This is a genomic window from Pseudoalteromonas sp. T1lg65, from assembly GCF_051930985.1.
Classification (GTDB): Bacteria; Pseudomonadota; Gammaproteobacteria; order Enterobacterales; family Alteromonadaceae; genus Pseudoalteromonas.
Genome location: NZ_CP196838.1, coordinates 63,116 through 88,442 on the forward strand (window position 1 = coordinate 63,116; position 25,327 = coordinate 88,442).

Here is a 25,327-nt window from a genome sequence, read left to right on the forward strand (position 1 = left end):
CGAAGAATAACTAAATAACGCGTATTAGGGTCAATAATTCTGAAGGCTATCAGGTGTTTCTATTGCACGCAATGGAGAAACTGTAAAGATAAAGGTATTTGAATACTTTAAAAACGGACAATGCCATCGGTAAATAAAATCTGGCATTGTCTCAATTAGCCATCCAGTATAGAAGTAGACAAGATGGCATGCTATACAGTTAGCAATTTAGGCTAATACAGAATTATTCAGAGCCTAACTAATAATACTTTCACTACAGGTTTGGCCCAGGGTGAGAGCATACTTTGTTAATGACTGTTAACCGAAGATAAGTTCTGCTCTGAATTCATCGTCAAAACTGGCTCGAACACACTTGCCACGTATCGAATCTTTACGGCCTGTGTGTTGCTTTACCAGATTGCGAACAACCCGTCTGAACAGTGCCATGTTTTCCGCCGAAATCGGCTCGCTGATCTGGCAAGCATCTTCCTTAAACACGACATCCAATACCCAATGCTGCTGGTTCTCGATGTGCCAATGATGGCGGATGGCTTTTTGTAACATCTGTGCATCTGGTTCGACTGAAGTGATATAAAAGTGCGTGTCTATTTTTGTTATCGACTCGGATTTATTGTGCCTTTCGACCGCGACTAATGAAGTGATCCCGGGCCATTTTTCTTTTATTTCTTCAGGCAGTTTGTCTGCTCTCAGGGCATAAGTAATGCGTGTTTCCTGACGTCCATGACCACTGCTGACTTGTACATCTTCAGGCAAATTCTCCTCTTGTTCAAAGGCTGCTTCAAAACATGAAGCAACTGCTTTATAAAGAGTTTTTTGATTTGCTTTGACTTGAACCAAATAGTCAGCCTCTCTTGAAATCAGTACTGAGAGTGTCGCTTTCTGACAATGTAACGCATCTAATGTGATGATAGAATCTGAAATATCGAGCACATCTAATAAGGCCCTAACTGCCGGTATTTCATTGGATTTACTTTCTACTGTACGCTGATACAAAGTTAAACCAGACTCACAGTCAAAAGCGGACACCAAGTGTAAGTTATCCTCACGTTTCTTACTGGCACCGCGCAAAGTTTTGCCATCAAACGCAATGATTGGCTTACCTGACTGAGACCGTTGCTCGTTGACCCAACTGAACAAGGCCAAAACCAACGAATCAGTCTCCACTGCTTTAAGAATACGTGCAATGCTATGTCGCGTTGGAATACCGTGTTTAAATGCTCTGAACTGCCTGAGCCAAGGCAGTTTACTGTGCCCGAACACCTCGATATCTTTCCAGCCTTCACAACCGGATAAAACTGCCGAGATGATAAGAAACAAAACACCAACAAGATCATGATGTTGATTAATGGAAGAACGCTTATCTTCAACAAGTTCAAGGTGGCTAAATAACGACATAGTTAACAAGTAGACAGTGATAATGTGGGCGTTATTAGATCAGAAAAGAAGCGGGTGTTAAAGCCTTTTTACAAAGTGCGATCCCGCCGTGAGGTTTGGCCCTACATCATTTGTGCATAACCCCAACAGATCAAAACGCTGTTGAAATAATCACACTTAAGTTAATAAAATCAGCTGGTTCTAAACTCCCATAGAGAGAGGTTACAGTTGGATCTGTTAACCTAATGCTTAGGGCGCTGCAGCTTCCATTGGTCGTTTTACGCTCAGATATCGTCCATTTATTGCCTGTATCTTGGGCACTGAAAGAACCACACGATACCGACAGATCCAGCGATTTATCAGATTGACCAAAGATATCGAAGAATAACTCTTGCCCATCATCACCATCAACCATGATGGTCGCTTCATATCCAGATAATACACTATAGGTAACACGTTCTGGTGGCGAACAGGGGTTATCAGGATCTATTTTGAATGCAACCCTAGTCACATACACGGGCATAAAATTCAACTTGCTTAAGCTATAACGAACGCCTGCATCAATTAAAATCGGCGTTGTTGGCTGAACAACCATTTCTGCTGCTGTCAGCACTTCTTCTATACTCATAGCATGGCTGGGTATTACATCGCGGGGACACAATAGTTCACAACAGGTCCAAGGTTTAGGCCAGATTGGGGTAACTGGATTTAATTCAGTTACACTTGATGTAGCAAATGATTGCAAAGACACCACACTACTTAACAAAACAAATATCAACAGTAGAAATACTCTCATTATTAATTTCATCCTTTTAAAAATTGTTTTCTACAAATGAAGTATATTGATTAAATAACCATGCCCTTGCGGAAACAGCAACTTCACCTGGTTACACGTTACTTGTTACAAATATATGCAAAACCTGCCTGTTTAATATATGAAAAATAAACGTCCAATAAGCCATTACTTGGTATCACTATGTTAAGGCCATCAGCCACATACAACTCGTTAACGGTCACTGGTAAAACTTTAACCATTGATAGTTCAGTGCAGAGGGCCATAACTTTTTGACACTAGGCTGACTCGGAACTAATAAAGGCCTCACTAATAATACTTTCACTACAGGTTTGGCCCTACATCACTTGTGCAAAACCCCAACAGTTCAAAACGCTGTTGAAATAATCACACTTAAGTCAATAAAATCAGCTGGTTCTAAACGCCCATAGAGAGAGGTTACAGTTGGATCGCTTAACCTAATGGTTAGGGCGCTGCAGCTGCCATTAGTCGTCTGATGCCTAGATATCGTCCATTTATTGCCTGTATCTTGGGCACTGAAAGAACCACACGATACTGACAGCGCAAGCGTTCTATCAGATTGACCAAATATGTCAAAGAACAACTCTTGCCCATCATCACCATCAACCATAATGGTTACTTCATATCCAGATAGTACACTATAGGTATGATGTATTGGTGGCACACAGCCCATTTTAACTCCAAACCTAGTCACATACACGGGCATAAAATTTAACTTGCTTAAACTATAACGAACACCTGCATCAATTAAAATCGGCGCTGTTGGCTGAACAACCCTTTCGGCTGCTGCCAGTACTTCTTCTATACTCATAGCATGACTGGGTGTTGGATTGGGACAATATGGGGGACAACATGATAGCGCGAGCCCGTTTGGTGGTGTCATGTTTGGGCTAACCTGATCTAATTCAATTACGTTTGATGTAGCGAATGATTGCAAAGACACCACACTACTTAACAAAACAAATATCAACTGTAGTAATACTCTCATTATTAATTTCATCCTTTAAAAATTGTTTTCTACAAACGAAGTGTATTGATTAAATAATCATGCCGTTGCGGAAACAGCAACTTCATCTGGTTACACTTTACTTGTTACAAATATATGCAAAACCTGCCTGTTCTATATATGAAAAATAAACGTCCAATAGGGCATTACTTGGTATCACTATGTTAAGGTCATCAACCACATACAACTCGTAAACGGTCACGGGTATAACTTTGACCATTGATGATCATACCCGCTTTCTAAATGGGGTTAAGCATAGGAACTATGAAAGAAGCTCTGGCACGACCGGTTACCACATCGATTGGATCTGATGCATCCACTCGTATCAAAGCGCTGCTTTTATTACCCGAAATATCAGCTAAGAAATTTGCGACAGAGGTCAACTCGCTACTTAGCTGTGCGCCAGAACCTTGTGGTACTTCTAGTTCCCATTGATAGCTCAGTGAACCTCCTTCAGGGTCATGACTTTTCGATACTAGGCTGACTAAGAACTAATAAGGGCCTCACTAATAATACACTCACTACAAGTTTGGCCCTAAATCATTTTTGCATAACCCCAACAGATCAAAACGCTGTTGAAATAATCACACTTAAGTTAATAAAATCAGCTGGTTCTAAACTCCCATAGAGAGAGGTTACAGTTGGATCGCTTAACCTAATGGTTAGGGAGCTGCAGCTTCCATTGGTCGTTTTACGCTCAGATATCGTCCATTTATTGCCTGTATCTTGGGCACTGAAAGAACCACACGATACCGACAGATCCAGCGATTTATCAGATTGACCAAAGATATCGAAGAATAACTCTTGCCCATCATCACCATCGACCATGATGGTCGCTTCATATCCAGATAATACACTATAGGTAACACGTTCTGGTGGCGAACAGGGGTTATCAGGATCTATTTTGAATGCAACCCTAGTCACATACACGGGCATAAAATTCAACTTGCTTAAGCTATAACGAACGCCTGCATCAATTAAAATCGGCGTTGTTGGCTGAACAACCATTTCTGCTGCTGTCAGCACTTCTTCTATACTCATAGCATGACTGGGTATTGGATCGCCGGGACAATATCGGTCACAACAGATTGGCCAAGGTCTGGGCCCATCTGGTGGTGTCATGTTTGGGCTAACCGGATCTAATTCTGTTACGTATGATGTAGCGAATGATTGCAAAGACACCACACTACTTAACAAAACAAATATCAACTGTAGTAATACTCTCATTATTAATTTCATCCTTTAAAAATTGTTTTCTACAAACGAAGTGTATTGATTAAATAATCATGCCGTTGCGGAAACAGCAACTTCATCTGGTTACACTTTACTTGTTACAAATATATGCAAAACCTGCCTGTTCTATATATGAAAAATAAACGTCCAATAGGGCATTACTTGGTATCACTATGTTAAGGTCATCAGCCACATACAACTCATATTTAGCTTTAGCGGGAACCTTAATAATGCGATTTCCACCGCCTCTTTCATCTAATTTAATATTGACCAGTTCATTAAAAGATGTGACGAAGTTTCCTGCATCTGACATGGGTGACAACATCCGAACACCAATATCAATAGACCCGGAGTCAGCACCAATCTCTAAATCACATACTTGTACTATTAAACTCAATGGCTGTAGATATGGCACTCGCTCTTCGCCAAAGTTAACTCTAAAGCCATCTTGCGATACCTTAGGTGAGGTATAAAAACTTTTAGCTAATCGAGCATCGTCTGTTTCAAGAATCAAAGCCGTACCTTTTTCTGCTTCTAAATAAATATCGAAGTTACCATAACGGTCACTAGTATAACTTTGACCATTGATGATAATACCTGCGTTAGAAATACGATTAAGCATAGGGTCAATGAATGAACCTCTGACACGACCGCTTACCATATCGATTGGATCTGATGCATCTACTCGTACAACAGTGCTGCTTTTATTACCCGCAGAATCAGTTAGCTCTATGATAACTGAATAGGTACCCACAATATCAGCTACGAAATTTGCGTCAGAGGTTAACTCGCTACTTAGCTGTGCGCCAGAACCTTGTGGTACTTCTAGTCTCCATTGATAGCTCAGCGCATCACCTTCAGGGTCATAACTTTTCGATGCATTGAAGTGAATTTGCTCACCAACATGTATGGTTCTAGGTCTGTCGTTTTCTAATACGATAACCGGTGCTAAATTGTCTTTTACTTGAACGAGATGAGTCTTCACATCTGAGTAACTTTGACCATCGTTGACGCGTAAAGAGACAACATAATTACCCTGTGCTGTGGGAATAAATGAGGCTGTGCCATTATCTCTAGCTGTCATTTGGACATTACTTGCGGCTTCAATAAATTGCCATTCATAAGTAAGCGTATCGTTATCTGGATCAGAGCTTTTAGTCCCATCTAACTCAATGGGTAGATCGACATAGGCAGTTTCAGGCCCAGATATGCGCGCAATAGGCTTATGATTACCTACTACATTAAAGGTTTGAGTATTCGACGTAACTTCATTTTGACCATCAGAAACCGTTAATGAAATTATATAAGTACCTTCTACATCGGGGCTCAATATCGCTTTTTCTTCTGTTGGAAATCCGATGTAGCCTTCACTCAGCGCTGGTCTGCTAATAAGACGCCATTGATAAGTAAGTGACAACCCTTCAGGATCATAGCATGATGCGCATACCAGCTCTTTTGGCTTGAGCGGTATGGTCATTTCATACCCAAGAGATACAACTGGTGGCAAGTTATCTGTTGTGATAGACAGAAAATACGCGGCTTTAGAAGTTGCGCCACTCGAGTCAGTCACACTGACGGTAACTTCATAATCCCCAATAGTCTCTGCTGAGAAGCTTGTTTGCGCCTCATGCAAGTCACTTAAGCTTGCTTTTGCACCTTCTGGTTGAGACGTTATTTCCCATCCAAAGGACAATCTATCAAGGCGGTCTGGGTCGTAGCTTTCACTGGCGTCCAAAAGCGTTACTTCATCAGGCTCTAATTTAGTTTTACTCTGTTTTAATACGACGACTGGTGCCGTGTTAACGTCATGCGCTTCGCTGGTGATCGTAACAGTATCCTTGGCACTTTCTCCCGTTGATTTTTTTACCGTTAACTCTACGACATACTGTCCAACCGCGTCAGGAACAAATGAAGTTTTAGGACGCTTATATTTATATATCCGCGCAGTAGAATTGTCTGGTTGCTCGATGATCTTCCACTCGTAACTAGTAAGTACACCTTCCACGGCGTAACTACTTGTGCCATCTAACGATACTATTTGCCCCTTCTTTACAGTCAGATCTCGACCCGCTTGCGCTACTACTGCAAAATTGTCTTCTAATTTGATGACTAATTCCGAAGGACTGCTATTGCTTTTTCCATCTGATGCAATAAGAGACAAAACATATTCGTCAGCTTCTTTAAGCTCAAGAGCCAGCTCTTTGCTACTTGCTTGTTCTAAAGTGATAGGCGTTCGACCTGTACCTTTAACCAGATTCCATGAGTAGGTCAATGAGTCACCGTCATTATCATAACTTTTCGCTGCACTAAATCGAACAATCGAATTGAGTTTAATTTCCGGTGAGCTTTGAGTAATCACCGCAACAGGTCGTTGGTTGCTCTTCGACTCACCCGTATTCACTTTAGTTACTGCATCTGAGGTTCCAGAGCCACCACATGCAGCGAGCAACATACAAAACGAAATAGGAAAACTATTCTTCCATTTCATGTTAGACATTCCTTTCATACCAATTATTAACTATCAAATGCTGCTTTTCTAATGGCCGCATTTAATACCATTGCTTGCTTGCCAAGTTCTCGCGCCTTTAGTATTAACTTTTCTTGTTCTTTAATTAAGTTTTCATCCAAGCTGCTCGAGTGAGCACCTGTCAATTCGACATCTTTGTTTCGCTTTGACATTTTTTCCGCCAATATGTGAAGGTGTTCCTCTTGCACCTTAAGTGCCTGTCGATACTCATTCACCTGCTCTTCGAGTTGTGGGAAAGATTTAACCACAAATTCGAAATAGCGCTCCCTATCAAGCGTATCTATACTGCCTGAATTGGCCACAACACCTTCTCTAGTACTCAGCTTTTTAGCTTGTTTGAGTGTTTCATCTAACCTTTGTAAACTGCTAGCTTCATTTTTCTTTGTATCAAGTATTTTTTGTTCAGCGTGCTTTTTTATTTCTATTTTTGTGCCTTTAGCTACCGGCTGCTCTGTATCGGTTACGGTATACATGTTAAAACCCAAAAAACTGACAACAGCAGTACAAACGATTGCAATAACGATCTTTACCTTCATAAAAAAATCCTACAATTACTAAAATACCAACAAAACGAGGGGTACCCCCCTCTTATTTTGTGCTCTAGTTACAACGAGCTGAGTCAAGACATACTTTCGCTTTGATCAACGCGCTGCCTTGATACACATTGAATGAATCCTTCTCAAATCGTCTCCAGATTTTTCCATAGTGTTGCGAAACATGTGACGTGGTCCCCTGAGCTTTCGACCCTCCTATCTTGTCAAGAGTTCGAAGTACAACGTTGGCGACTTGACAATAAACATTTTCAGGGCATGCTTTGCTTACCCCATCTCCCAATGCTGGAGCTTCGTTGACCGTTGGGTCTTTCACTACGATATCATAAGACTCCGCGTAAACTGCTAAGAACATTTCCCACATTTCACTATACATTTCTGATTCAAATTTTTCGGCTAGTCTTCTTGCTTCTTGCGGATCGTCAGATTCAGGTACCACTGATAATTCACACTCCATACCCAAGTCATCTCGTGCTGCCTGACGAATGTGATCCCAGCTTTTGGATTTACCTCTAAACCAGCTCCAGCCCTTAGACTTACCGGCATTTCTCCAATAGGAGTTCATCCGATCGACATCAATTGAACACTCACCTTTGATTTTTCCTGGGTACGCATAATAGTTATACGTTAAAGCAAAATTTGTAGCGAAAATCGGCTTATTTTCTATGGGTTTGTACTCGTCACGAGTAACTTTCCAAGCGGATGTTGTACCATCATCATGTGTAAACGTATAATCATGCTGAACATTTTCAACAAAATCACCACAACGTGCAGCAGTCGTTACATGGAAGTCAACGCCACCAGAACCAAATGCCCTAGGTCCTGTTGCATCATAGTAAATGGTATCTCCAGAAACTTCTCGCTCAAAGGGCATCTTCCACTCATCGATTGCGTGTCTTCTGTTGACAAAGCTATCTTTTGGATAGCTCCAAACATTTTTACTGAAAATTGGATGATTATCATCGGTAGTGATATTTGGATTATCACGTGTCGTTCCCACATTCACCCGTATATCAAACACATTTAGCTCTGTTACTGAATAGTCAGTGCGACCTGCTTGTAGTAATGTATTTGATAAGGTTGCCGCTTCATTACTCCATAAGTTATAGCCAGCTGAAGCAATCCCCGTAATATAGCTCCCCATTTCAGCTACTACTTTTTTTTCAAAGTCATATGCATTTTCTGCGATCATAACCTGTGATCTGTAAAGCTCCAGCAAGAAAGAGTGCTGAGCATGTAAACGTTCAATCTTTTCATCAATGGCAGCGTAGCTGCCCCTTGCTTCGTAGTATTCATCACTGATAGCATCAATTTTCGCTTGTACTACCTCCAAGTCTTTATCTGCTTTTGCATATAAACCTCGATATCGTTCAACGACTCCCAAATAACATTCATACCATTTATCTATATCCTCTTTAATAAACGGTAAACAGCCGTCTTTCTCCCGGAATTCCAACGTTTCTAATCGTTTGAGCCTATCTTTCGCGTCTGATTTGTCCTTTATTAACGACTCCCATTGTTTTTCGATCTTTTTGTACGCATCAATTTCTCCTTTATGTTGTACAGATAACATAGTGATTTCTTGACTTTTGTCGCGTATATCATTGATTGCTTTTAAATTTGCAGCCGGAAGAGCAAACGATATCTGAAAGGCATTACTAACAAAATCGCCACGCTCAAAAGCTTGCTGTGCAAGTTCATTCGTCAGAGGTAGTCGGTCCATCTGCATACGTTTTGATGAATAAGCCGTACAACTCGGCCCTCCTCCAGTGTTAGCATAGGTACCAAAGATTTCTTTATCATTGGCTGGACCAACATAAAGGGTTTTAGGGTTTTCGTGGTCTTGAAGCACCTTACCTATTCCTGGTGGCGTTTGTAGACCCAAGTTGTTGAGTACATTCCCTGTAGTACTATCAGGTAAAGCATACACTGATGTACTGCTGAGTAGTGCAGCAACGATAGAAGCTGCCATGAGTTTTCCGTGCATAATTATTATTCCTTTATGACATTAAAAAAATCCGTTACGGTTTTTGTTATTTTTTAAATTTATCTTAACTGCGATTTCGCTCGAATTAGGTTTGTTAAATCACGGCCAATCTCTTTGTCTTGTAAAAAAGAGATCTGCGCTTCCAGGTACCCGGCCAGATCACTCATGGCAATTTCATTTGAACGAATATCGTAAGACAATGCATTACGCAAGTTAGCCATCTGCGATGTACATAGTGTTGAGGTACTTCCCGCACTACAAGAGTGCTGTAAGTAGCTCTTTCTAGTATTCAAGTCGTTCAAAGTTTCAGACGCCATATCTCTTGTTATTTCGTCTTCAGAAAAATCCACAATGTCCTGTAGTACTGCTATCGCATCATTAATTGAAGCTAGTAAATCACTGTGTCCACTTCCTGGGACGGCTATCCTAACGAGATTACCTAAGTACCAGTTCATGGAACTTAAATCTTGAGCCACCGCACCAAAGTAATAAGGGTCTGGGTAACTTACAAATTGCTGCACTTCCAACTTACAACCTGGTTTCATTGCTTGAAAACCCGTAGCGCCATCAAGTGCTTCAAAATACAACGCCGTTTGTGAATCTCCATGGGTCAACTCTATCGATTGAGACTCTAAAGTACGCGAACCAGCGATACGATTGGATGAAGATGAGCCATCTGCACTTGCAAGTGTGTACCGTACAGACAAAGAGCGTGATGACTCACACATAAACGTATAATTAAGCACAGTCTTAAAGCGACCATTTGTTACTATATAACTGTTCGAGTAGGCATCGCTCTTAAGAGGCTCAAGGTCCATACCACTAAATGAACACGGTGGAATAAAACGTTCACCCAGTAATGTAGTGCGCGATTGACATTGGTCTTCTGCATTAAAAACCACTTTTGGGTAGGCGTAAGCGACTGCCGAACTTGTCAGCGACAAGGCCGCGAATAATAAAGCTTTCATTATCTATATCCTTTAAATTATATTTGCTCGAGGGTAGCGGTTAAAACCTGGCGACTCACAATTCCTTGCTGGTCTGTAATTTTAACCACCATATTGACTTGTTGATTGCTTTCAGCACAGGCATGGAATGCCGACTGCTTTATCCTAAGTTTTAAATTATTGAGGGGTGAATTCATACCCACACCAATAGGTAACAGCGAATTGGTCATAGTACCAAGCACATCAATAGAGGGAAAAACTTCAGACAAGTTTGACGACATTCTAGGCGTCCAGAACATCCCATCATAGTCTAAGTATTCTACTTCAATTAGAAGATCACTCGTGTTTATTACTGACGGGTCAAATAGCTCCCAATTAATAGTAAGAATTCGATCTTCTGCGAATAGCTCAACATTAGCAATTGCTTGGCTGCGTACCGTTAACCTACTTAATTGCGCAAGCTTCTCTTGTATCACATAAATTAATGTTTCCGAATCGTCTTCGTCTAGACGATAAATCATTTCTTTGATAGTTTTCGCTAACTCGTGGCTATCACTTGTGATTTTCGCCATCTCAGGGCTTAGCTTGTTGAACTCTTTACACAATAAAATTGGTTTATTGTCTAGTGTTGCTAGTGTCGTTAACCCAGCGTTACTTTTTACATCCGCAATTTCAGTTAGATGATTGAGAGTTTCTTTACTTCTTTGACTGCCTGTCAGGTAGGCAATATTAATCGCAGTGGCCAAACGCTCAAGACTAGATTCAGTTCTGTGCGCTCTAAAATCAGAAAACTTATCACTCACAAAGCCGGCAAGATTAACCACTCGAGACTGTCCAGGTGGTGTCAATTGATAGTCACCATCATAAACGTAGGTTAACGCAGCAGCTTCATCAGACAATTGCAGTAATGTCTGTTCAAAATAGGTGAGGCGATTATCAAAGTTAGGGTAGAAAGGAGTTTCTTGCGACGCTTTAACCGTGTTAAAACATATACCACTGTCACATGAAGCCAAAGAGACATCAACATACTGGTTGAGGATCTGAGCTTTGTGTAATATGGTTTCCTGCAAATCAGCAGGAAGTTGGCCCACATGTTTAGCAAAAGTCGACATACGACTGTTAAGTTTGCCTAGACGACTGGTAGCGATAGTATCCAAACTGTAACGTTTGAGAATGTTCCAAAGACGCTGTTGACGCGAAGAACTTTCACTAAGTTCTGTCTTTAAACTTTTCTTTTGCGCAGACGAAAAATAGGGGTAATTGTCAACTTGAGAGAACATATTTAAAAGTGTCTGGTTTAACTGTTCTTCAAGCTCAAGTCCCAAAGAATAACGTCTGTAAACTGCCGCATAACGTAAAGAGTCAGCTTGACGCTCAATACGAGATAACAAATCCAGTCTAAAGTTTTGACGTCGAAGCTCGTCACTTGCCGGCGAAAATCCAAACTCGCCTGGCGTTGAAATAAAATCATTATATAGCTCTTTGTATAGTGGAACTTGGAATATGCCAAGATCGGTATACAGACCTCTGTATGAAATTAAATCACTTATGTGGAACCATGATTCGCTACCCTCAGTCTGAAAGCCACGAGCGGTGCTTCTCATTGAGTCGACCACCTCACATGGCAATGGCATCTCTCTAAAACACTCTGATTTTATTGCAGGAGTTGCAGTTGAACACACGTCAACGCAACTTTGTGCATTGTATTCTGAATAACATACTTGAGGTTGAAAGTGTCGAACCTGAAACTTAGTGTTACAACTAGCATTTTCTGCAAAAACAGCATTAGACACCAATACATTTAATGCAAAAAACACAACAAAACCACATTTTCTTCCGAGAAAGTCAGTACTTCTCATATTTAAAATCCTTTTAAAATCTCAAATCATCAACAAAAAAAACATCGTATTAAAGTGCCTATTAATTCCCAACACTATAATGTCTATATTTTGTCCCCAGATTATACACCGATGTAAAAGTTGTCAATATTGTGGGTTGATTTTTTGTTTATTTATGCTTGCGGCCAAAAACACACATCATTAATGCTAAAATCAGTATAATTAACTGGTAAATATTGTGACCTAGGTTAGGATTGATAAATTTATTGAGATAATTCAGTATGAATGGAGATGTGCTTTGATAGTATCACTATTCAAAAATATGCTCAGCCCTGAACTCATAGTCGAAACTAAGGCGAGTGCACTTACTTACAGCGGATTGAACTTTAACGCTCTGCATGCTGTTTGTCCTGATTGCGACCAACCCTTTTAGATATGGCCATCTTTTCCCTTAAATCGCCTCACTTTTCTGGCAAGAATCTTCTTTAAATACTACGTCAGCAGCCTTTGAACAAAGATGTTTTTTGTAATAACTATGCATTAGACGCCATAGATGCGATGTAAATGTTTGTGAGTCAGGTCTGTGATATCTTTAAATCGGCTAAACCTGCGAAGCTAGTCTCAGCCAGCTAGCGATTTACACGTTTTCATGTGCGCTTCCTTTCCAAAAGTAAATTCACTCAGTTAAAACTTGCAAATAAACACACCTAACTGAAAAAACTGAGCTTCTAAAAATAACAACAGCCGGAAACTTACCGATCCCAGCTGTCGTTATATTTTTGTATTTAGACTACATAGCAGGATATGTGTAGCTTGCTTGCAACCCTAATGGGATACCCAACATCCAGTAGATTAACAAGAAGATGCTCCAGCCTACTAAGAAGGCGATTGAATAAGGCAGCATCATCGCAATCAAAGTTCCTATGCCCGTCGATTTAACGTACTTCTGACAATACACGACCACCAGTGGGAAGTAAGGCATAAGTGGTGTAATGATGTTCGAGCCTGAATCACCAACACGGTAAGCCGCTTGAGTTAAGTCTGGTGAAATACCTAATTGCATTAGCATCGGCACAAAAATTGGGCCTAATAGTGCCCATTTTGCAGAACTTGAGCCCACAAATAGGTTTACAAACGCCGTTAGAAAAATGATGCCGATAATAGTAACTGTACTTGGCAGCGACATGGCCTCTAAGAACTGTGCCCCCTTGATTGCCAGTAACGCCCCTAAGTTAGAATGCGCAAATGCACTGATGAACAACGCACAGAAGAATGCCATAACAACATAGTAAGACATGCTGTGCATGGCTTTGGTCATTGCATCTATCATGTCTTTAGACGTTTTAAAGGTGCCGACTACAAAACCATAAACCGCACCCGGAACCCAAAAGAGCAAGAAGATTAGCGGTACAATGGATTGCATTAATGGGGCACTAAAGTCTGTTAACTTGCCTTCTGGACTACGAAGCGCAGAATCAGCGCCGCTTGATGCGTAAACCAGTACGGCAATACCAGCTAGCATTACTAACGAAGCAATAACAAAGGCGCTTTTTTCTTTTCGCGTGATTTCACCAAACGCAGGGAGGTCGTCAGTATCACCGTCGATTTCTGTCGCTTTTAAACGCGGTTCAATGATTTTGTCTGTGATATACCAACCCAGTAATACAATGAATAAACTAGAAGCTGAGGTAAAGAACCAGTTATTCAAAGGATTGATGACCATATCTGGGTTGATAATATGGGCTGCACTTTGGGTGAAGCTTTGTAGCAATGGATCGATACCAGATGGAATAAAGTTGGCACTAAAACCACCGCTGACACCAGCAAATGCCGCAGCGATACCAGCTAGCGGGTGTCTGCCCATGGCATAAAAGATCACACCAGCTAGTGGAATAACCAGCACATAACCCGCATCGGTGGCTGTGTGGCTCACAATCGCAATCAAAATGATCGAAGGCGTCAACAAAAACTGAGGCGTACGCTTAAGCATAATCTTTAAGCCGGTATTGATGTAACCAGAGTGCTCCGCTACACCGACACCGAGCATTGCTACCAGCACCACACCCAGCGGCGCAAAACCAGTAAAGGTTTTAACCATGGTTGACAAAAACTGTGCTAAGGCATTTGGATCGAGTAGATTATTTACGATAATCCCCTCACCCGTACGTGGGTCAATAGCATCAAACGTAGTGCCTGAGAAAACCCATGAAAGCAGCCAAATTAAAATCATGGCTGATAAGAAAATAATGGCCGGATCGGGCAATTTATTCCCTACCGTTTCGATCCCATTTAAAAAACGGGTAACTGCAGAGTTCTGCTTATTCGCTTGTTGTGATTCTTGCATTCTCGCTTCCCTAAAACAAAATTGCCTAACCATAACTTAATGTTTACATCATTAGCAACCTTCAAAAGCCTGTCAGCACTCATTTGTACACAAATTAGGTTCAAAATAAATGTGTTTGTTTGAATTTCAGACAAGCTAATTGGCTTCAGCTGCAGAGAAATAATCAACGGTGAATCCCCCTGTTGTAACTATATTTGAAATAATTGTTAGATTAATGAAGATCTGACTGCTTGCTGATGCGTCCGAAAACTCGTAGACTGCCAAGCCATAATTTTCCTGTGCAGGAATTGGTCGTGGTTACACCTACATTAAAAGAAAAATTATCCATCTTTGGCCCCGGCATTCTCATGGCCACAGCGGCAATTGGCGGCTCACACCTTGTGTCATCAACCCAAGCTGGTGCATTGTTTGGCACTCAACTGCTTTGGCTGATCATTGTCGTTAATCTATTAAAATATCCGTTTTTTAAGTTTGCTGTCGAATATACCAGTGAGCATAAAAACAGTGTTGTGGAAGGCTATTATCAGCGCTATAACTTGGGCTTCAAAGTATTTATCGTGCTGAATGTGTTCGCTGCGGTCGTCAACACCGCTGGTGTACTTTTACTAACAGCCAGCTTATTGCAATACTCCCTGCCTTTTAGTCTCAGTATTGAAGTATTAAGTGCAGTCCTACTGCTAGTTTGCCTTGCCATTTTATTATTCGGTCACTACAAGCTACTCGATCGCGCGAGCAAGTGGGTAATGATAGCGCTTACAACAGCGACTGTGTTTGCCTTGATTATCGCGCTATTTAACGGCCCAACACACCAAGCACCTGCAGTTCCTGCATCACCGTATGAGTTAGCTCTGGTTGGCTTTTTAGTGGCGCTAATGGGCTGGATGCCGGCCCCTATTGAAATATCGGCTATTAATTCTAGCTGGTTAAAAACTAAGTTGAGTAAACAAGCATTGACTCGTTCGCAAATACTATTGGACTTTAAAGTGGGATATGGCGTGACGTTGGTGCTTGCCGTGGTGTTTTGCTTACTCGGTATGCTTATGCAATATGGTCAAGAGAAGCCCATTGAACTTGCAGGTATTTCTTATTCTAAGCAGCTAATTGATATGTACGCCTACTCTATCGGCGAGTGGTCTCGTTGGTTAATCGCAACCGTTGCATTTTTATGTATGTTTGGTACCACAATCACGGTACTCGATGGATATTCGCGGATCTTGGGCGAAAGTTTTTCGTTGCTCACCAGCAACAAGCGCAAGCTAACAACACCGATATTGTTTGTTCAGGCCATTCTTGGCATGCTCGTTGTGTTGTTTTTTAAGGCCGACCTTAAAAGTATGCTGATGTTTGCCATGACATCGGCTTTTGTCACCACACCCGTTTTTGCTTGGATGAACCTAGGTTTAGTTAAAGGGGAAATGTATCAGCGCCAAAGCTGGTGGGTAAAAGGGTTAACCGTAGTCGGGTTAATTTATTTGGTGGTATTTGCGTTGTTATTTTTGTACTGGAAGCTAATGATTGCAGGGTAAGTCAATATTGGGCGAGTATATTGAACTCGCCCAACACTATGAGCAGATTATTTAACCAAAGCTTGAACTTGTTCCCAAATAGAAACAACATGCGCTTTGTCTGATTCAGTTAACTCACCGTTGTGATACGCTTTTACCAAGCTTTTTTCAACTTGTTCATTCAGCTCGCTAGGTGATAACGCTAAGTTTTCAACTTGCGCATAACCAACCGCCAAATCAAAGTGCCCACGTAGATAACCACCTGCGAACAACTCGTCATCCGTCGCTCGGTCTACCAATTGATCGAAAAACTGCTGTGCGCTGTCCACATATTCTTGAAATGACATATTGTCTCCTACTAATTATTCACTGTGACCAACAGCGTACATAACATGGTCATTAAAGCCGGTGATCACTTTGATAAAGCCCGATAACTCTGCGTCTAATGACTCGTCGCCAGTATCTGCTATCAGTGGTCGCCCGTTTAATGCTTTTAATTTGCTTTTGGTCGCGACAACAATAATATTGTCCTTACCAATTTTACGAATAAGTTCTGGGCTTAATTGCTGGTTGCCTCGACCGAAAATATGTCCTTGACCACCAATCAAAGTGATCACAAGTTTTGTGCTGTTATCACTTAGTTCTAGCAATTGTGCAGCGGTTAAGTCCTGAGCAACCAGTTGTTGATCTCGAACTAAATCTACGCCTAACAAAGTATTTGCTAGTCCCATTTCTTCCATAATCGCAGCGACAGTCGAGCCAGAGCCCATAATGTAAGTTTCATCCTCATCCATTTCTGAAATCACATACGCTGCAATATCTGCCAATGCTAGCTCGTCGCTTTCTTTACCGCCGTTTTTTACACTTTGTACATAGCGAAGCTCAGTCGGTACCTGCATCTCGCCATAACGCTTTGCTCTAACGGTACCTTCTCTAAAAGCGACTTCATCAATGTCCATGACGTCAGCTTCAGAAACAGACACTAATTCGCCGGTGATCAGCATTTCAACCACGCGACCTGCTGCTTTGGGTGTAATCGCGTATACACCGCTGTGGATCTTACAACCTGCGGGGATCCCTAATACAGGCAAAGTGTCGTCCACGGTGTTGCAAATATTACGTGCAGTGCCATCGCCACCAGCGAATAAAATCAAATCTACCTTTTGCTCTAGTAACAACTGAGCAACTTGTTCGGTATCTTCTGGCGTGGTTTTATCAGGCGCTTGATAAATCACATTTGTTGTAAAGCCCATCGCTTTGGCTGTGTGCTCTCCCATTTCACCAGAGGCGGTATAAATCACAAGGTCGCTTTGATAAGGCAGCAACTGGCTCAGTGCAAGCTTTGTACGTTCATTAGATTTTGGCGTTGCTCCTAGCGCGAGTGCTTGTTCTGCAGTATCAGCACCGTCGCTCCCCTTGAGTGCGACACTGCCACCTAACCCCGCAACGGGATTAACAATCAACCCTAATTTAAACTGCATTGCTTAACTCCACTTCCACATCTTCCGGTAACTGCCAACAAAACTGCTCAGCCGATAAAGGCCACGGCGTATTATAAAACTCACTTAAAGCTTGCAACAATACTGTAGTTCGCTGATTAAACCCAGTATCTAGCAGCTGCAAAACTTGCTGATGAACACGGTGCTGAAAGTGAAATCGGCAACTGGCTTCGCCAATTAAGTTATCTACTGATACGTTAAACGGAAAACCCGCAGCAACACTGAGCGCCCATTCAATCGCCTGAGGCTTTACTTCAACATTTTCAAATTGTGCTTGTTGCTTAGCGTCACGCCCATCGGGGCAATACCAATAGCCATAATCTTCTAATTCTCGTCGTGCTTTTCCGGCCACCAACCAATGTGCAATTTCATGCAAACCACTGGCATAGTAACCATGCGCAAATACCACTTGATGATTAGCGCAGCTGTCATTTGCAGGTAGATAAATAGGCTCATGTTCACCACGCACTAAACGCGTATTGTAGCGCGCAAGAAACAGAGTGTTGAAAATATTAATTAGATCGTCAATGTTGTGCATAACTTCTGCCGCAACCCTAAAACTGGCCGCAAATTGTAAAGCCTTTGCTACTTAAAGTAAAAGCGATAACGTGGTAACGCTTGTTCTAAAGAGATAAAAAAAGCCGCAGATCGCGGCTTTAAAAGGTCAGATAATGACTATAAGTTAGCCGTAGTACGGCTCACCAGCTTCAGCTTTTGCTAGCAAAGGCTCCGCAGGTGTGAATACTGGATTTTCATTCGCATAAGTCGACAACTCAGAGCACAGCTTACTGATCCCTTTGTTATCCATATAGCTAAATGGTCCACCCAAGAACGGTGGGAAACCAATGCCAAAAATGGCACCAATGTCGCCATCACGAGCATTGCGAATAATGCCTTCATCTAAACAACGCGCAGCTTCGTTAAGCATTTGCGCGACACAGCGATTGGCGATTTCTTGTTTGTTCAGCTTCGGTGATTGTGTCACGCCAAGTAAATCGTAAACCGACTCATCAACTTTCTTTTTCTTACCTTCGTAAGTGTAGAAACCACGACCCGACTTGCGACCCAAACGTTTGCTTTCAATCATTCGACTAAACGCATCGGGTGCTTTGAAGCGCTCACCCAACTCTTTTTCAAGGATTGGCGCAATCTTAGAGCCGATATCAATGCCTACTTCATCAAGTAATGCTAACGGTCCGACTGGAAAGCCAAATTCAACCAACGCTTGGTCTATCTTTTCGATAGGTTCACCGGCTAGTAGCAGGTTTGCCGCTTCATTCACGTATGGTGCTAAAATGCGGTTGACGTAAAAACCCGCTTTGTCTTTAACCACAATCGGGGTTTTTCCCTGTTTGCGCGCAAAATTAACCGTACGAGAGATTACTTCTTCAGATGTACCTTCGTGTGGAATGATTTCCACCAGCGGCATTTTCTCTACTGGAGAAAAATAGTGCAGACCAATCACATTTTCTGGACGTTGTGCTTTTTCAGCGATTTGCGCGATAGGCAACGACGAGGTGTTACTCGCAAAAATAGTTTGCTCAGCGCATTCGCGCTCAACGTCCGCGACCATAGATTGCTTCAATTCAAGGTCTTCAAACACCGCTTCAATCACCATATCCATATGTTTAAAGCCCGAGTAATCTGTGCAACCGGTGATTCTATTCATCGCTAGTTGCAGCTCAGCTTTAGACATGATGCGGCGCTTTTGACGCTTTGACAGAATTTTGTAGCTATAGTTAAGCGCGTTACTCACACCTTGGTGGGCAACATCTTTAACACGCACCGTAGTACCTGCTTTCACTGCGCTGACGTGTGTGATCCCAGCCCCCATCAAACCGCCACCAAGCACGGCTACACGCTTTGTTGCAGCCAACTCGTCGCTTTGGAACTCTTTCTTCATTTCTGTAGTCGCGAAGAAAATACCGCGAAGCGACTTGGACACATCGCTCATTACCAGATCGGCAAAACCTTCCGCTTCAGTTTTATATGCTTTGAGTTTATCAAGCTCAACAGAAGCACGGACTGCTTTAATAATTGCCAAAGGAGCCGGATAATGACCGCCAGTTTTCTTTTCGACGTTTTCTTGCGCTTTTTTGAAAATAATGTTGCGACCAAACGGATTTGATTCAAGCAGCTGACTGATACGATCTAACTTAGCCTTACGTGGCTTCGGTTTTCCTGCACGCGCCATTTTAACAGCCACTTGTAGCAAAATACTGTGTGGTACCATGTCATCAACCAAACCGGCTTTTTTCGCTTGTTTAGGACGAACTTGTTTACCCGTTAGCATCCACTCTAGTGCCTTTTGAATACCAACCAGTTTTGGTAAACGCTGTGTACCGCCACCACCAGGCAACAAACCTAGCTGCACTTCAGGTAAACCGAGTTTGGTTTTGTCACTATCTGTACACACTCGGTAATCACACGCCATCGCAAATTCAAGGCCACCACCTAAGGCTGCACCATGAACCGCAGCAACCGTCGGGAAAGGTAACGCCGCCATTTTGAAAAAGGCTTTTTGGCACATTTCTGATAGCGCAAGCGCATCTTCTCGCGTGTTTGCGTTATCCAGCATTTTAATATCAGCACCGGCAATAAAGTTATCGTCTTTGCCGCTGATAAATACCATACCTGTCACGTCGTCTTTTTTACCTTGATCGATAATCGACAGTAATTCATCCGCGAACGTGTCACGCAAGGTATTCATTTTTTCACCCGGAACGTCGATAGTAACGATTGCGACGCGGTGATCATTTAATTCATAAGAAAATACCGACATTATGCACTCTCCAATACAAATGCAGCACCTAAACCGCCTGCGGCACATGCTGTGGTCAAGGCCAGTCCACCGCCTCGACGTTTTAATTCGTGTAAGCTTTGTGTAATCAAACGCGCACCAGTTGCAGCAAACGGGTGACCATACGCCAAAGAGCCACCGTTAACATTAAACTTAGTCATATCGATTTCGCCAATCGCTTTGCTGCGACCCAGTTTCTCTTGGGCAAATTTGTCCGAGGCAAACATTTTCACGTTCGCTAGCGCCTGTGCTGCAAATGCTTCGTGCATTTCAATCAGATCCAAATCGGCAAGCGTGATACCCGCTCTGTCTAGTGCGATAGGTGTTGAATGCGCCGGCCCCATTAGCATGTCTTCGTGCACGCCAATCGCTGAGAATGCAAAGCTTCTTACATAGCCAAGAATTTCATAACCTAGCGCCTTGGCTTTGCTTTCACTCATCATTAATACAGCAGCAGCACCGTCGGTCAGTGGCGTTGCGTTCGCAGCAGTCACAGAGCCGTGTTTTTTATCAAATACAGGGCGAAGTTTCGCGTAACCTTCTAATGAAGAGTTTTCACGAATATTATTGTCTTTATCGATAAAGCTCTTATATGGCTCGACGTGTGCAGCCATCACTTCTTGGTCCAATAAACCGTCATTCCAAGCTTTAGCTGCCAATGAATGTGAGCGATGTGCTAGCGCGTCTTGATCTTCACGTGAAATGCCATGTGTTTTTGCCATTTGTTCCGCAGTCTGTCCCATCGACAGGCCAGTGGAATACTCAGCGACCGCCGGTGGCACTGGCATTAAGTCTTTCAAACGTAGCTTAGATAAGATCCCAAAACGCTGTGAAAGTGTTCGAGCCTTATTTAGATCTACCAAGCTGCCCGCCAGTTTTTTGCTAACACCGATTGGTAACACCGATGATGAATCGGCACCACCAGCCACACCAACACTGACTTGTCCTGCAATAATACTTTCCGCGACATTAGCAATAGCTTGGAAACTCGTCGCACACGCACGTGATACAGAATACGCATCAATAGAAACTGGCATCCCTGTACCAAGAACAATTTCACGTGCAATATTGGGTGCTTCCGGCATTTGTACAACTTGCCCAAAGACCAATTGATCGATTTCTTTTCTATCGAAGTTAAGGCGCTCCAGCATTTCATTGACGACGATTTTACCTAAATCAAGGGCTGGAACATGATGAAAAGCCGTGGCTTGTTTAGCAAATGGTGTACGTAAACCACTTACAATCGCGATACGATCGCCTTTGGCTGTTTTTAGAATATTTTGTTCAGACATGAATTTGCTCTCCCGCTGACAGGTCTGACCTGTTATTTTCTTCCGATTCTAAACAACCGAAACCGAGTTGCCAATAGCAAAACACGATTTGCTTGATATTTGAACCGTGAAACAGAACTCTAGTTTATTTTCTGAACAACCTCAAAAGTAATTGAATTTATTATCGAATATTTGTGAACTTTTGTAGATACTGAGGTCTAATCTGGCAATCAAAAACTTGATAATTCGTTTATCGTCCATATAACAATGCGAAGTTTGTCGGTACTAAAGGACAATAACAATGGCAGTAAAAGAGTTTACCCAACTTAGAAATTACCTTAATACACAGATTTTAGGTCAAGATTCACTAACACAAGCCTTGCTTATTTCACTACTTGCGGATGGTCACCTGTTGGTGGAAGGTCCTCCGGGTCTGGCAAAAACCCGCGCGGTGAATGCGCTCGCTAAAGGTATCGAGGGCAGTTTCCAACGGGTGCAATTTACCCCTGATTTACTCCCTTCAGATATCACTGGTACAGACATTTACAGACAGCAAACCAGCGAGTTTGTGTTTGAAAAAGGCCCGTTGTTCCATCACCTGATTTTGGCGGATGAGATTAACCGAGCACCCGCAAAAGTGCAGTCAGCGTTACTTGAAGCCATGGCGGAAAGACAAGTCACGGTAGGTAAAACGACCTATCCTTTGCCCGAACTATTTATGGTGATGGCAACTCAAAACCCGCTCGAACAAGAAGGGACTTACCCACTTCCAGAGGCGCAGCTAGACCGTTTCTTGCTTCACCTTAATATCGATTACCCAAGCGCTGAAACCGAGATCGACATTCTGCGTCTAACCCGTGGTGAAGCCTTAGAAGAATACCAAGCGAGTTTTACTCCGATCAGCCAACAAACCTTGTTTGATGCCAGAAAAGCGGTATTAAAACTGCATCTTGCTGAACCATTAGAGCAATACTTAGTGCAGCTTATTATTGCCACCCGTGAGCCTAAACGCTTTGATGACCAACTCGCTAGTTGGATTGATTATGGCGCAAGTCCCCGTGCGACTATTGCATTGGATAAATGTGCAAGAGCACACGCTTGGCTACAGGACCGCGACTTTGTCACACCGGATGATATTCGTGCTGTAGTACACAACGTATTACGCCATCGCATCATCTTAAGTTATGAAGCACAAGCCGATGGCATTAGTAAAGATCAAGTAATTAGCCGTATTCTTGAATTGGTTCCAGTTCCATAAAACATGAGTAGTGTTATGTCATTTGATTCTGCCACTTGGTTTCAAGACTCGCACAGTAACGGGGTTGACCTGTCGCTCAAAGAGCTGTTGTTTTATAAATCCAAAGCGCATTTATTGTCTTTAAAACCCAAAGGCAAAGTTAAAAGTGCGCAAGCAGGTCAATACTTGGCACCGCATAAAGGTCGCGGAATGGAATTTGCCGAGGTACGTCAATATCAGTTTGGTGATGATATACGCGCTATTGATTGGCGCGTTACCGCACGTACTGGTGAAGCCCACACCAAGTTGTTCCAAGAAGAAAAAGAGCGCCCAGTGTTCATTTTCTGTGATCTGTCGAGCAATATGATCTTTGGTAGCAAGCTATTGCTCAAGTCGGTATTAGCGAGCCATCTGAGTGCATTAGTTGCATGGTCAGCCTGTCAACGTGGTGATCGGGTTGGTGGTGTAGTGTTTAATCATGACAGCCATCATGAACTAAAACCTATCGCCAGAGATCGAGGCGTATTAGCGTTGGCACATCAATTAAGCAGTCTACACGAAAGCGCCCTAGCCAATCGCGACAATGAAACCAAAAAAGATCAGTTCAACAACAATCTAAAGCGGTTAGTGCATTTGGCCAAGCCCGGCTCACTCGTATATTTGATTTCTGATTTCACACAGCTTGATGAGCACAGTTTTAAATTGCTGGAAAGGCTCAACCGCCACAATGAAGTGATTGGCTGCATGATCAGCGATCCGTTTGAACACGCATTACCGCAATATCAAGATGCGGTAAAAGTAAGCGCAGCAGGCCAACAATGGACGCTGCCGCTGATGGACGCCAAATTCAGAAGCCAATTTAAAGACAATGCCGAGACATTTTATCGTAAGCGAATTGACTTACTAAAACGCTCTGGCATGAGTTTGCATAACTATGACGCGTCATTACCCATTGAAATGCAGTTAGTGGAGAGATAAATGCAAGCGAATCCATTAGATCAATTGCATGACGTAGTAACGCCAGAAACAGTCAGCTGGTGGCCACTGTCTTATGCAATGTGGGCAGTGATAATCGTAACGCTGTTATCACTGCTACTCTTTATCCGTGCGATTATTAAACACCGCCGTTTTACTCAGGCAAAACGTGAAGCGGTGAACCTGAGTAAACAGCAACACGATCAGCCTCTGGCGTTACATGAAACCCTGAAACGCTTAGTTAAACATTATTACGGCAACGAAGTGGCTAGCCTTTCAAGCAGTAGCTGGCTAACGCAACTGACCAAGTTATCTAAAGTGTCTATTTCTGAGCAAGAACTACAGAGCTTGTATTCAGCAACGCCTAATGCCGAGTTAGCCAATAAACTGAGCCAAGCGATTGCCTCATTTAAGCTTAAGGAGCGACTGGATGTTTGAGTTTAGTTGGCCTTGGGCCTTTGTGTTATTGCCATTGCCTTGGTTAATTGAAAAATTAAAGCCATCTACAACACAAGCCATGTTGAAATTGAGAATACCCAGTTTCGCGAATTTACAGCTTAATGCCCCGCAATATAAACAATCCGGTGGACGCGTAAAATGGGTTGAGTTGCTGGTATGGCTATTACTGGTAACTGCTTTAGCCAATCCAACTTGGTTAGACGACCCCGTTGTAGTGCCCAATGAAGGGCGCGATATTATGCTAGCAGTGGATTTATCTGGCTCAATGCAAGAACAAGATATGGAATACCAAGGGCGTTACGTAGATAGGCTATCTGTGGTAAAAGCTGTGGTCAGTGACTTTATCGAAAAACGTCAAGGTGATCGTTTGGGCTTGATTTTATTTGGCGATACCGCGTTTTTGCAGACGCCACTGACACGCGACCTAAAAACTGTGAGTCAAATGCTCACCGAAGCGCAAATTGGTTTAGTCGGTCAAGCCACAGCTATTGGCGACGCCATTGGCTTGTCGGTAAAGCGTTTTGAAAAGCGCGAAGAGAGCAACCGTATTCTTATCTTGCTAACCGATGGTAAAAATACATCAGGAAACTTAAAGCCAGATGAAGCGCTAATTTTAGCCCGTGAAGAAGGTATCAAGGTTTACACCGTAGGCGTTGGCTCTGATGGCCAACGAGGTTTTGGGTTATTTGGAATGAGTGCATTCGGTGGTGGTAACGCCATCGACGAAGAGACGCTAATGCACATTGCTAAAGAAACCGGGGGAGAATATTTCCGTGCCAAAGACGTAGCAGGATTGCAAAACATTTACGCTATGTTGGATACTCTCGAGCCTATTAGCGACGAAACCCAGACGTTTAGACCTAAATTATCGTTGTTTTATTATCCCCTATCATTAGTGCTTTTACTGTTTTTTATTATGAGCTTAACGCAATCAATCCGTGCCAGGCTTGCGAGGTAAAA

At 42.5% G+C, this 25,327-nt stretch carries 20 protein-coding genes; 5 read left to right on the forward strand and 15 right to left on the reverse strand.

Going from position 1 to position 25,327, the window contains the following annotated elements; genetic code table 11:
• Window positions 1-297: 297 nt before the first annotated feature.
• The 10 genes from ACSLBF_RS17745 to ACSLBF_RS17790 all read right to left on the reverse strand — a co-directional run bounded on the left by ACSLBF_RS17745 (window position 298) and on the right by ACSLBF_RS17790 (window position 14,621).
• Entirely contained in the window at window positions 298-1,395 is a 1,098-nt protein-coding gene (locus ACSLBF_RS17745) for an ISAs1 family transposase (protein WP_440056725.1), read from the reverse strand.
• Window positions 1,396-1,525: 130 nt separating this feature from the next.
• On the reverse strand, window positions 1,526-2,170 hold the full coding sequence (locus ACSLBF_RS17750) for a hypothetical protein (RefSeq protein ID WP_440056726.1): 645 nt from the start codon (window positions 2,168-2,170) through the stop codon (window positions 1,526-1,528).
• A gap of 364 nt (window positions 2,171-2,534) precedes the next feature.
• Entirely contained in the window at window positions 2,535-3,176 is a 642-nt protein-coding gene (locus ACSLBF_RS17755) for a hypothetical protein (RefSeq protein ID WP_440056727.1), read from the reverse strand.
• A gap of 582 nt (window positions 3,177-3,758) precedes the next feature.
• Window positions 3,759-4,421, reverse strand: a complete 663-nt coding sequence (locus tag ACSLBF_RS17760) for a hypothetical protein (RefSeq protein ID WP_440056728.1) — start codon at window positions 4,419-4,421, stop codon at window positions 3,759-3,761.
• A 97-nt stretch (window positions 4,422-4,518) separates the two neighbouring features.
• The gene (locus ACSLBF_RS17765; RefSeq protein ID WP_440056729.1) at window positions 4,519-6,915 is read right to left on the reverse strand and encodes a PKD domain-containing protein; all 2,397 of its coding nucleotides are present in this window, start codon (window positions 6,913-6,915) and stop codon (window positions 4,519-4,521) included.
• Between the two features lie 26 nt (window positions 6,916-6,941).
• Complete coding sequence (locus ACSLBF_RS17770) at window positions 6,942-7,490, reverse strand: hypothetical protein (protein ID WP_440056730.1); 549 nt, start codon at window positions 7,488-7,490, stop codon at window positions 6,942-6,944.
• Window positions 7,491-7,554: 64 nt separating this feature from the next.
• Entirely contained in the window at window positions 7,555-9,492 is a 1,938-nt protein-coding gene (locus ACSLBF_RS17775; RefSeq protein ID WP_440056731.1) for a hypothetical protein, read from the reverse strand.
• A gap of 59 nt (window positions 9,493-9,551) precedes the next feature.
• Entirely contained in the window at window positions 9,552-10,460 is a 909-nt protein-coding gene (locus ACSLBF_RS17780; RefSeq protein ID WP_440056732.1) for a hypothetical protein, read from the reverse strand.
• A gap of 17 nt (window positions 10,461-10,477) precedes the next feature.
• Window positions 10,478-12,298, reverse strand: coding sequence for a hypothetical protein (locus tag ACSLBF_RS17785; protein ID WP_440056733.1), 1,821 nt, complete (start codon window positions 12,296-12,298; stop codon window positions 10,478-10,480).
• Between the two features lie 769 nt (window positions 12,299-13,067).
• On the reverse strand, window positions 13,068-14,621 hold the full coding sequence (locus ACSLBF_RS17790; RefSeq protein WP_440056734.1) for an AbgT family transporter: 1,554 nt from the start codon (window positions 14,619-14,621) through the stop codon (window positions 13,068-13,070).
• Window positions 14,622-14,968: 347 nt separating this feature from the next.
• Between ACSLBF_RS17790 and ACSLBF_RS17795 the strand changes: the two genes are divergently transcribed.
• Complete coding sequence (locus ACSLBF_RS17795) at window positions 14,969-16,147, forward strand: NRAMP family divalent metal transporter (RefSeq protein WP_440057052.1); 1,179 nt, start codon at window positions 14,969-14,971, stop codon at window positions 16,145-16,147.
• 47 nt (window positions 16,148-16,194) lie between these two features.
• On the opposite strand, the gene ACSLBF_RS17800 is transcribed toward ACSLBF_RS17795, so the two are convergent.
• The 5 genes from ACSLBF_RS17800 to fadI all read right to left on the reverse strand — a co-directional run bounded on the left by ACSLBF_RS17800 (window position 16,195) and on the right by fadI (window position 21,717).
• Window positions 16,195-16,473: a YfcL family protein gene (locus ACSLBF_RS17800; RefSeq protein WP_440056735.1), complete on the reverse strand. Its 279-nt coding sequence runs from the start codon at window positions 16,471-16,473 to the stop codon at window positions 16,195-16,197.
• Window positions 16,474-16,488: 15 nt separating this feature from the next.
• Window positions 16,489-17,607: an ATP-NAD kinase family protein gene (locus ACSLBF_RS17805; protein WP_440056736.1), complete on the reverse strand. Its 1,119-nt coding sequence runs from the start codon at window positions 17,605-17,607 to the stop codon at window positions 16,489-16,491.
• Window positions 17,597-18,163: an elongation factor P hydroxylase gene (locus tag ACSLBF_RS17810; protein ID WP_440056737.1), complete on the reverse strand. Its 567-nt coding sequence runs from the start codon at window positions 18,161-18,163 to the stop codon at window positions 17,597-17,599. Before ACSLBF_RS17810 ends, ACSLBF_RS17805 begins: the two co-directional genes overlap by 11 nt.
• A gap of 144 nt (window positions 18,164-18,307) precedes the next feature.
• Window positions 18,308-20,407, reverse strand: coding sequence for a fatty acid oxidation complex subunit alpha FadJ (gene fadJ, locus ACSLBF_RS17815; protein ID WP_440056738.1), 2,100 nt, complete (start codon window positions 20,405-20,407; stop codon window positions 18,308-18,310).
• Window positions 20,407-21,717: an acetyl-CoA C-acyltransferase FadI gene (fadI, locus tag ACSLBF_RS17820; protein WP_440056739.1), complete on the reverse strand. Its 1,311-nt coding sequence runs from the start codon at window positions 21,715-21,717 to the stop codon at window positions 20,407-20,409. Before fadI ends, fadJ begins: the two co-directional genes overlap by 1 nt.
• 280 nt (window positions 21,718-21,997) lie before the next feature.
• Between fadI and ACSLBF_RS17825 the strand changes: the two genes are divergently transcribed.
• Genes ACSLBF_RS17825 through ACSLBF_RS17840 form a run of 4 tightly spaced genes read left to right on the forward strand, consistent with a single transcriptional unit; the run spans window position 21,998 to window position 25,325 of the window.
• A complete protein-coding gene (locus ACSLBF_RS17825; protein WP_440056740.1) occupies window positions 21,998-22,954 on the forward strand; it encodes an AAA family ATPase in 957 nt (318 codons plus the stop codon).
• A gap of 15 nt (window positions 22,955-22,969) precedes the next feature.
• Window positions 22,970-23,911, forward strand: a complete 942-nt coding sequence (locus ACSLBF_RS17830) for a DUF58 domain-containing protein (protein WP_440056741.1) — start codon at window positions 22,970-22,972, stop codon at window positions 23,909-23,911.
• Window positions 23,912-24,346: a DUF4381 domain-containing protein gene (locus ACSLBF_RS17835; RefSeq protein ID WP_440056742.1), complete on the forward strand. Its 435-nt coding sequence runs from the start codon at window positions 23,912-23,914 to the stop codon at window positions 24,344-24,346. It abuts the gene before it with no gap.
• Entirely contained in the window at window positions 24,339-25,325 is a 987-nt protein-coding gene (locus tag ACSLBF_RS17840; RefSeq protein ID WP_440056743.1) for a vWA domain-containing protein, read from the forward strand. The genes ACSLBF_RS17835 and ACSLBF_RS17840 overlap by 8 nt, the downstream gene beginning before the upstream one ends.
• Window positions 25,326-25,327: the final 2 nt, after the last annotated feature.

Coding starts and splice junctions, on each gene's coding strand:
- ACSLBF_RS17745 (WP_440056725.1), bottom strand. CDS start 1,395: ATGTCGTTATTTAGCCACCTTGAACTTGTTGAAGATAAGCGTTCTTCC.
- ACSLBF_RS17750 (WP_440056726.1), bottom strand. CDS start 2,170: ATGAGAGTATTTCTACTGTTGATATTTGTTTTGTTAAGTAGTGTGGTG.
- ACSLBF_RS17755 (WP_440056727.1), bottom strand. CDS start 3,176: ATGAGAGTATTACTACAGTTGATATTTGTTTTGTTAAGTAGTGTGGTG.
- ACSLBF_RS17760 (WP_440056728.1), bottom strand. CDS start 4,421: ATGAGAGTATTACTACAGTTGATATTTGTTTTGTTAAGTAGTGTGGTG.
- ACSLBF_RS17765 (WP_440056729.1), bottom strand. CDS start 6,915: ATGAAATGGAAGAATAGTTTTCCTATTTCGTTTTGTATGTTGCTCGCT.
- ACSLBF_RS17770 (WP_440056730.1), bottom strand. CDS start 7,490: ATGAAGGTAAAGATCGTTATTGCAATCGTTTGTACTGCTGTTGTCAGT.
- ACSLBF_RS17775 (WP_440056731.1), bottom strand. CDS start 9,492: ATGCACGGAAAACTCATGGCAGCTTCTATCGTTGCTGCACTACTCAGC.
- ACSLBF_RS17780 (WP_440056732.1), bottom strand. CDS start 10,460: ATGAAAGCTTTATTATTCGCGGCCTTGTCGCTGACAAGTTCGGCAGTC.
- ACSLBF_RS17785 (WP_440056733.1), bottom strand. CDS start 12,298: ATGAGAAGTACTGACTTTCTCGGAAGAAAATGTGGTTTTGTTGTGTTT.
- ACSLBF_RS17790 (WP_440056734.1), bottom strand. CDS start 14,621: ATGCAAGAATCACAACAAGCGAATAAGCAGAACTCTGCAGTTACCCGT.
- ACSLBF_RS17795 (WP_440057052.1), top strand. CDS start 14,969: ATGGCCACAGCGGCAATTGGCGGCTCACACCTTGTGTCATCAACCCAA.
- ACSLBF_RS17800 (WP_440056735.1), bottom strand. CDS start 16,473: ATGTCATTTCAAGAATATGTGGACAGCGCACAGCAGTTTTTCGATCAA.
- ACSLBF_RS17805 (WP_440056736.1), bottom strand. CDS start 17,607: ATGCAGTTTAAATTAGGGTTGATTGTTAATCCCGTTGCGGGGTTAGGT.
- ACSLBF_RS17810 (WP_440056737.1), bottom strand. CDS start 18,163: ATGCACAACATTGACGATCTAATTAATATTTTCAACACTCTGTTTCTT.
- fadJ (WP_440056738.1), bottom strand. CDS start 20,407: ATGTCGGTATTTTCTTATGAATTAAATGATCACCGCGTCGCAATCGTT.
- fadI (WP_440056739.1), bottom strand. CDS start 21,717: ATGTCTGAACAAAATATTCTAAAAACAGCCAAAGGCGATCGTATCGCG.
- ACSLBF_RS17825 (WP_440056740.1), top strand. CDS start 21,998: ATGGCAGTAAAAGAGTTTACCCAACTTAGAAATTACCTTAATACACAG.
- ACSLBF_RS17830 (WP_440056741.1), top strand. CDS start 22,970: ATGTCATTTGATTCTGCCACTTGGTTTCAAGACTCGCACAGTAACGGG.
- ACSLBF_RS17835 (WP_440056742.1), top strand. CDS start 23,912: ATGCAAGCGAATCCATTAGATCAATTGCATGACGTAGTAACGCCAGAA.
- ACSLBF_RS17840 (WP_440056743.1), top strand. CDS start 24,339: ATGTTTGAGTTTAGTTGGCCTTGGGCCTTTGTGTTATTGCCATTGCCT.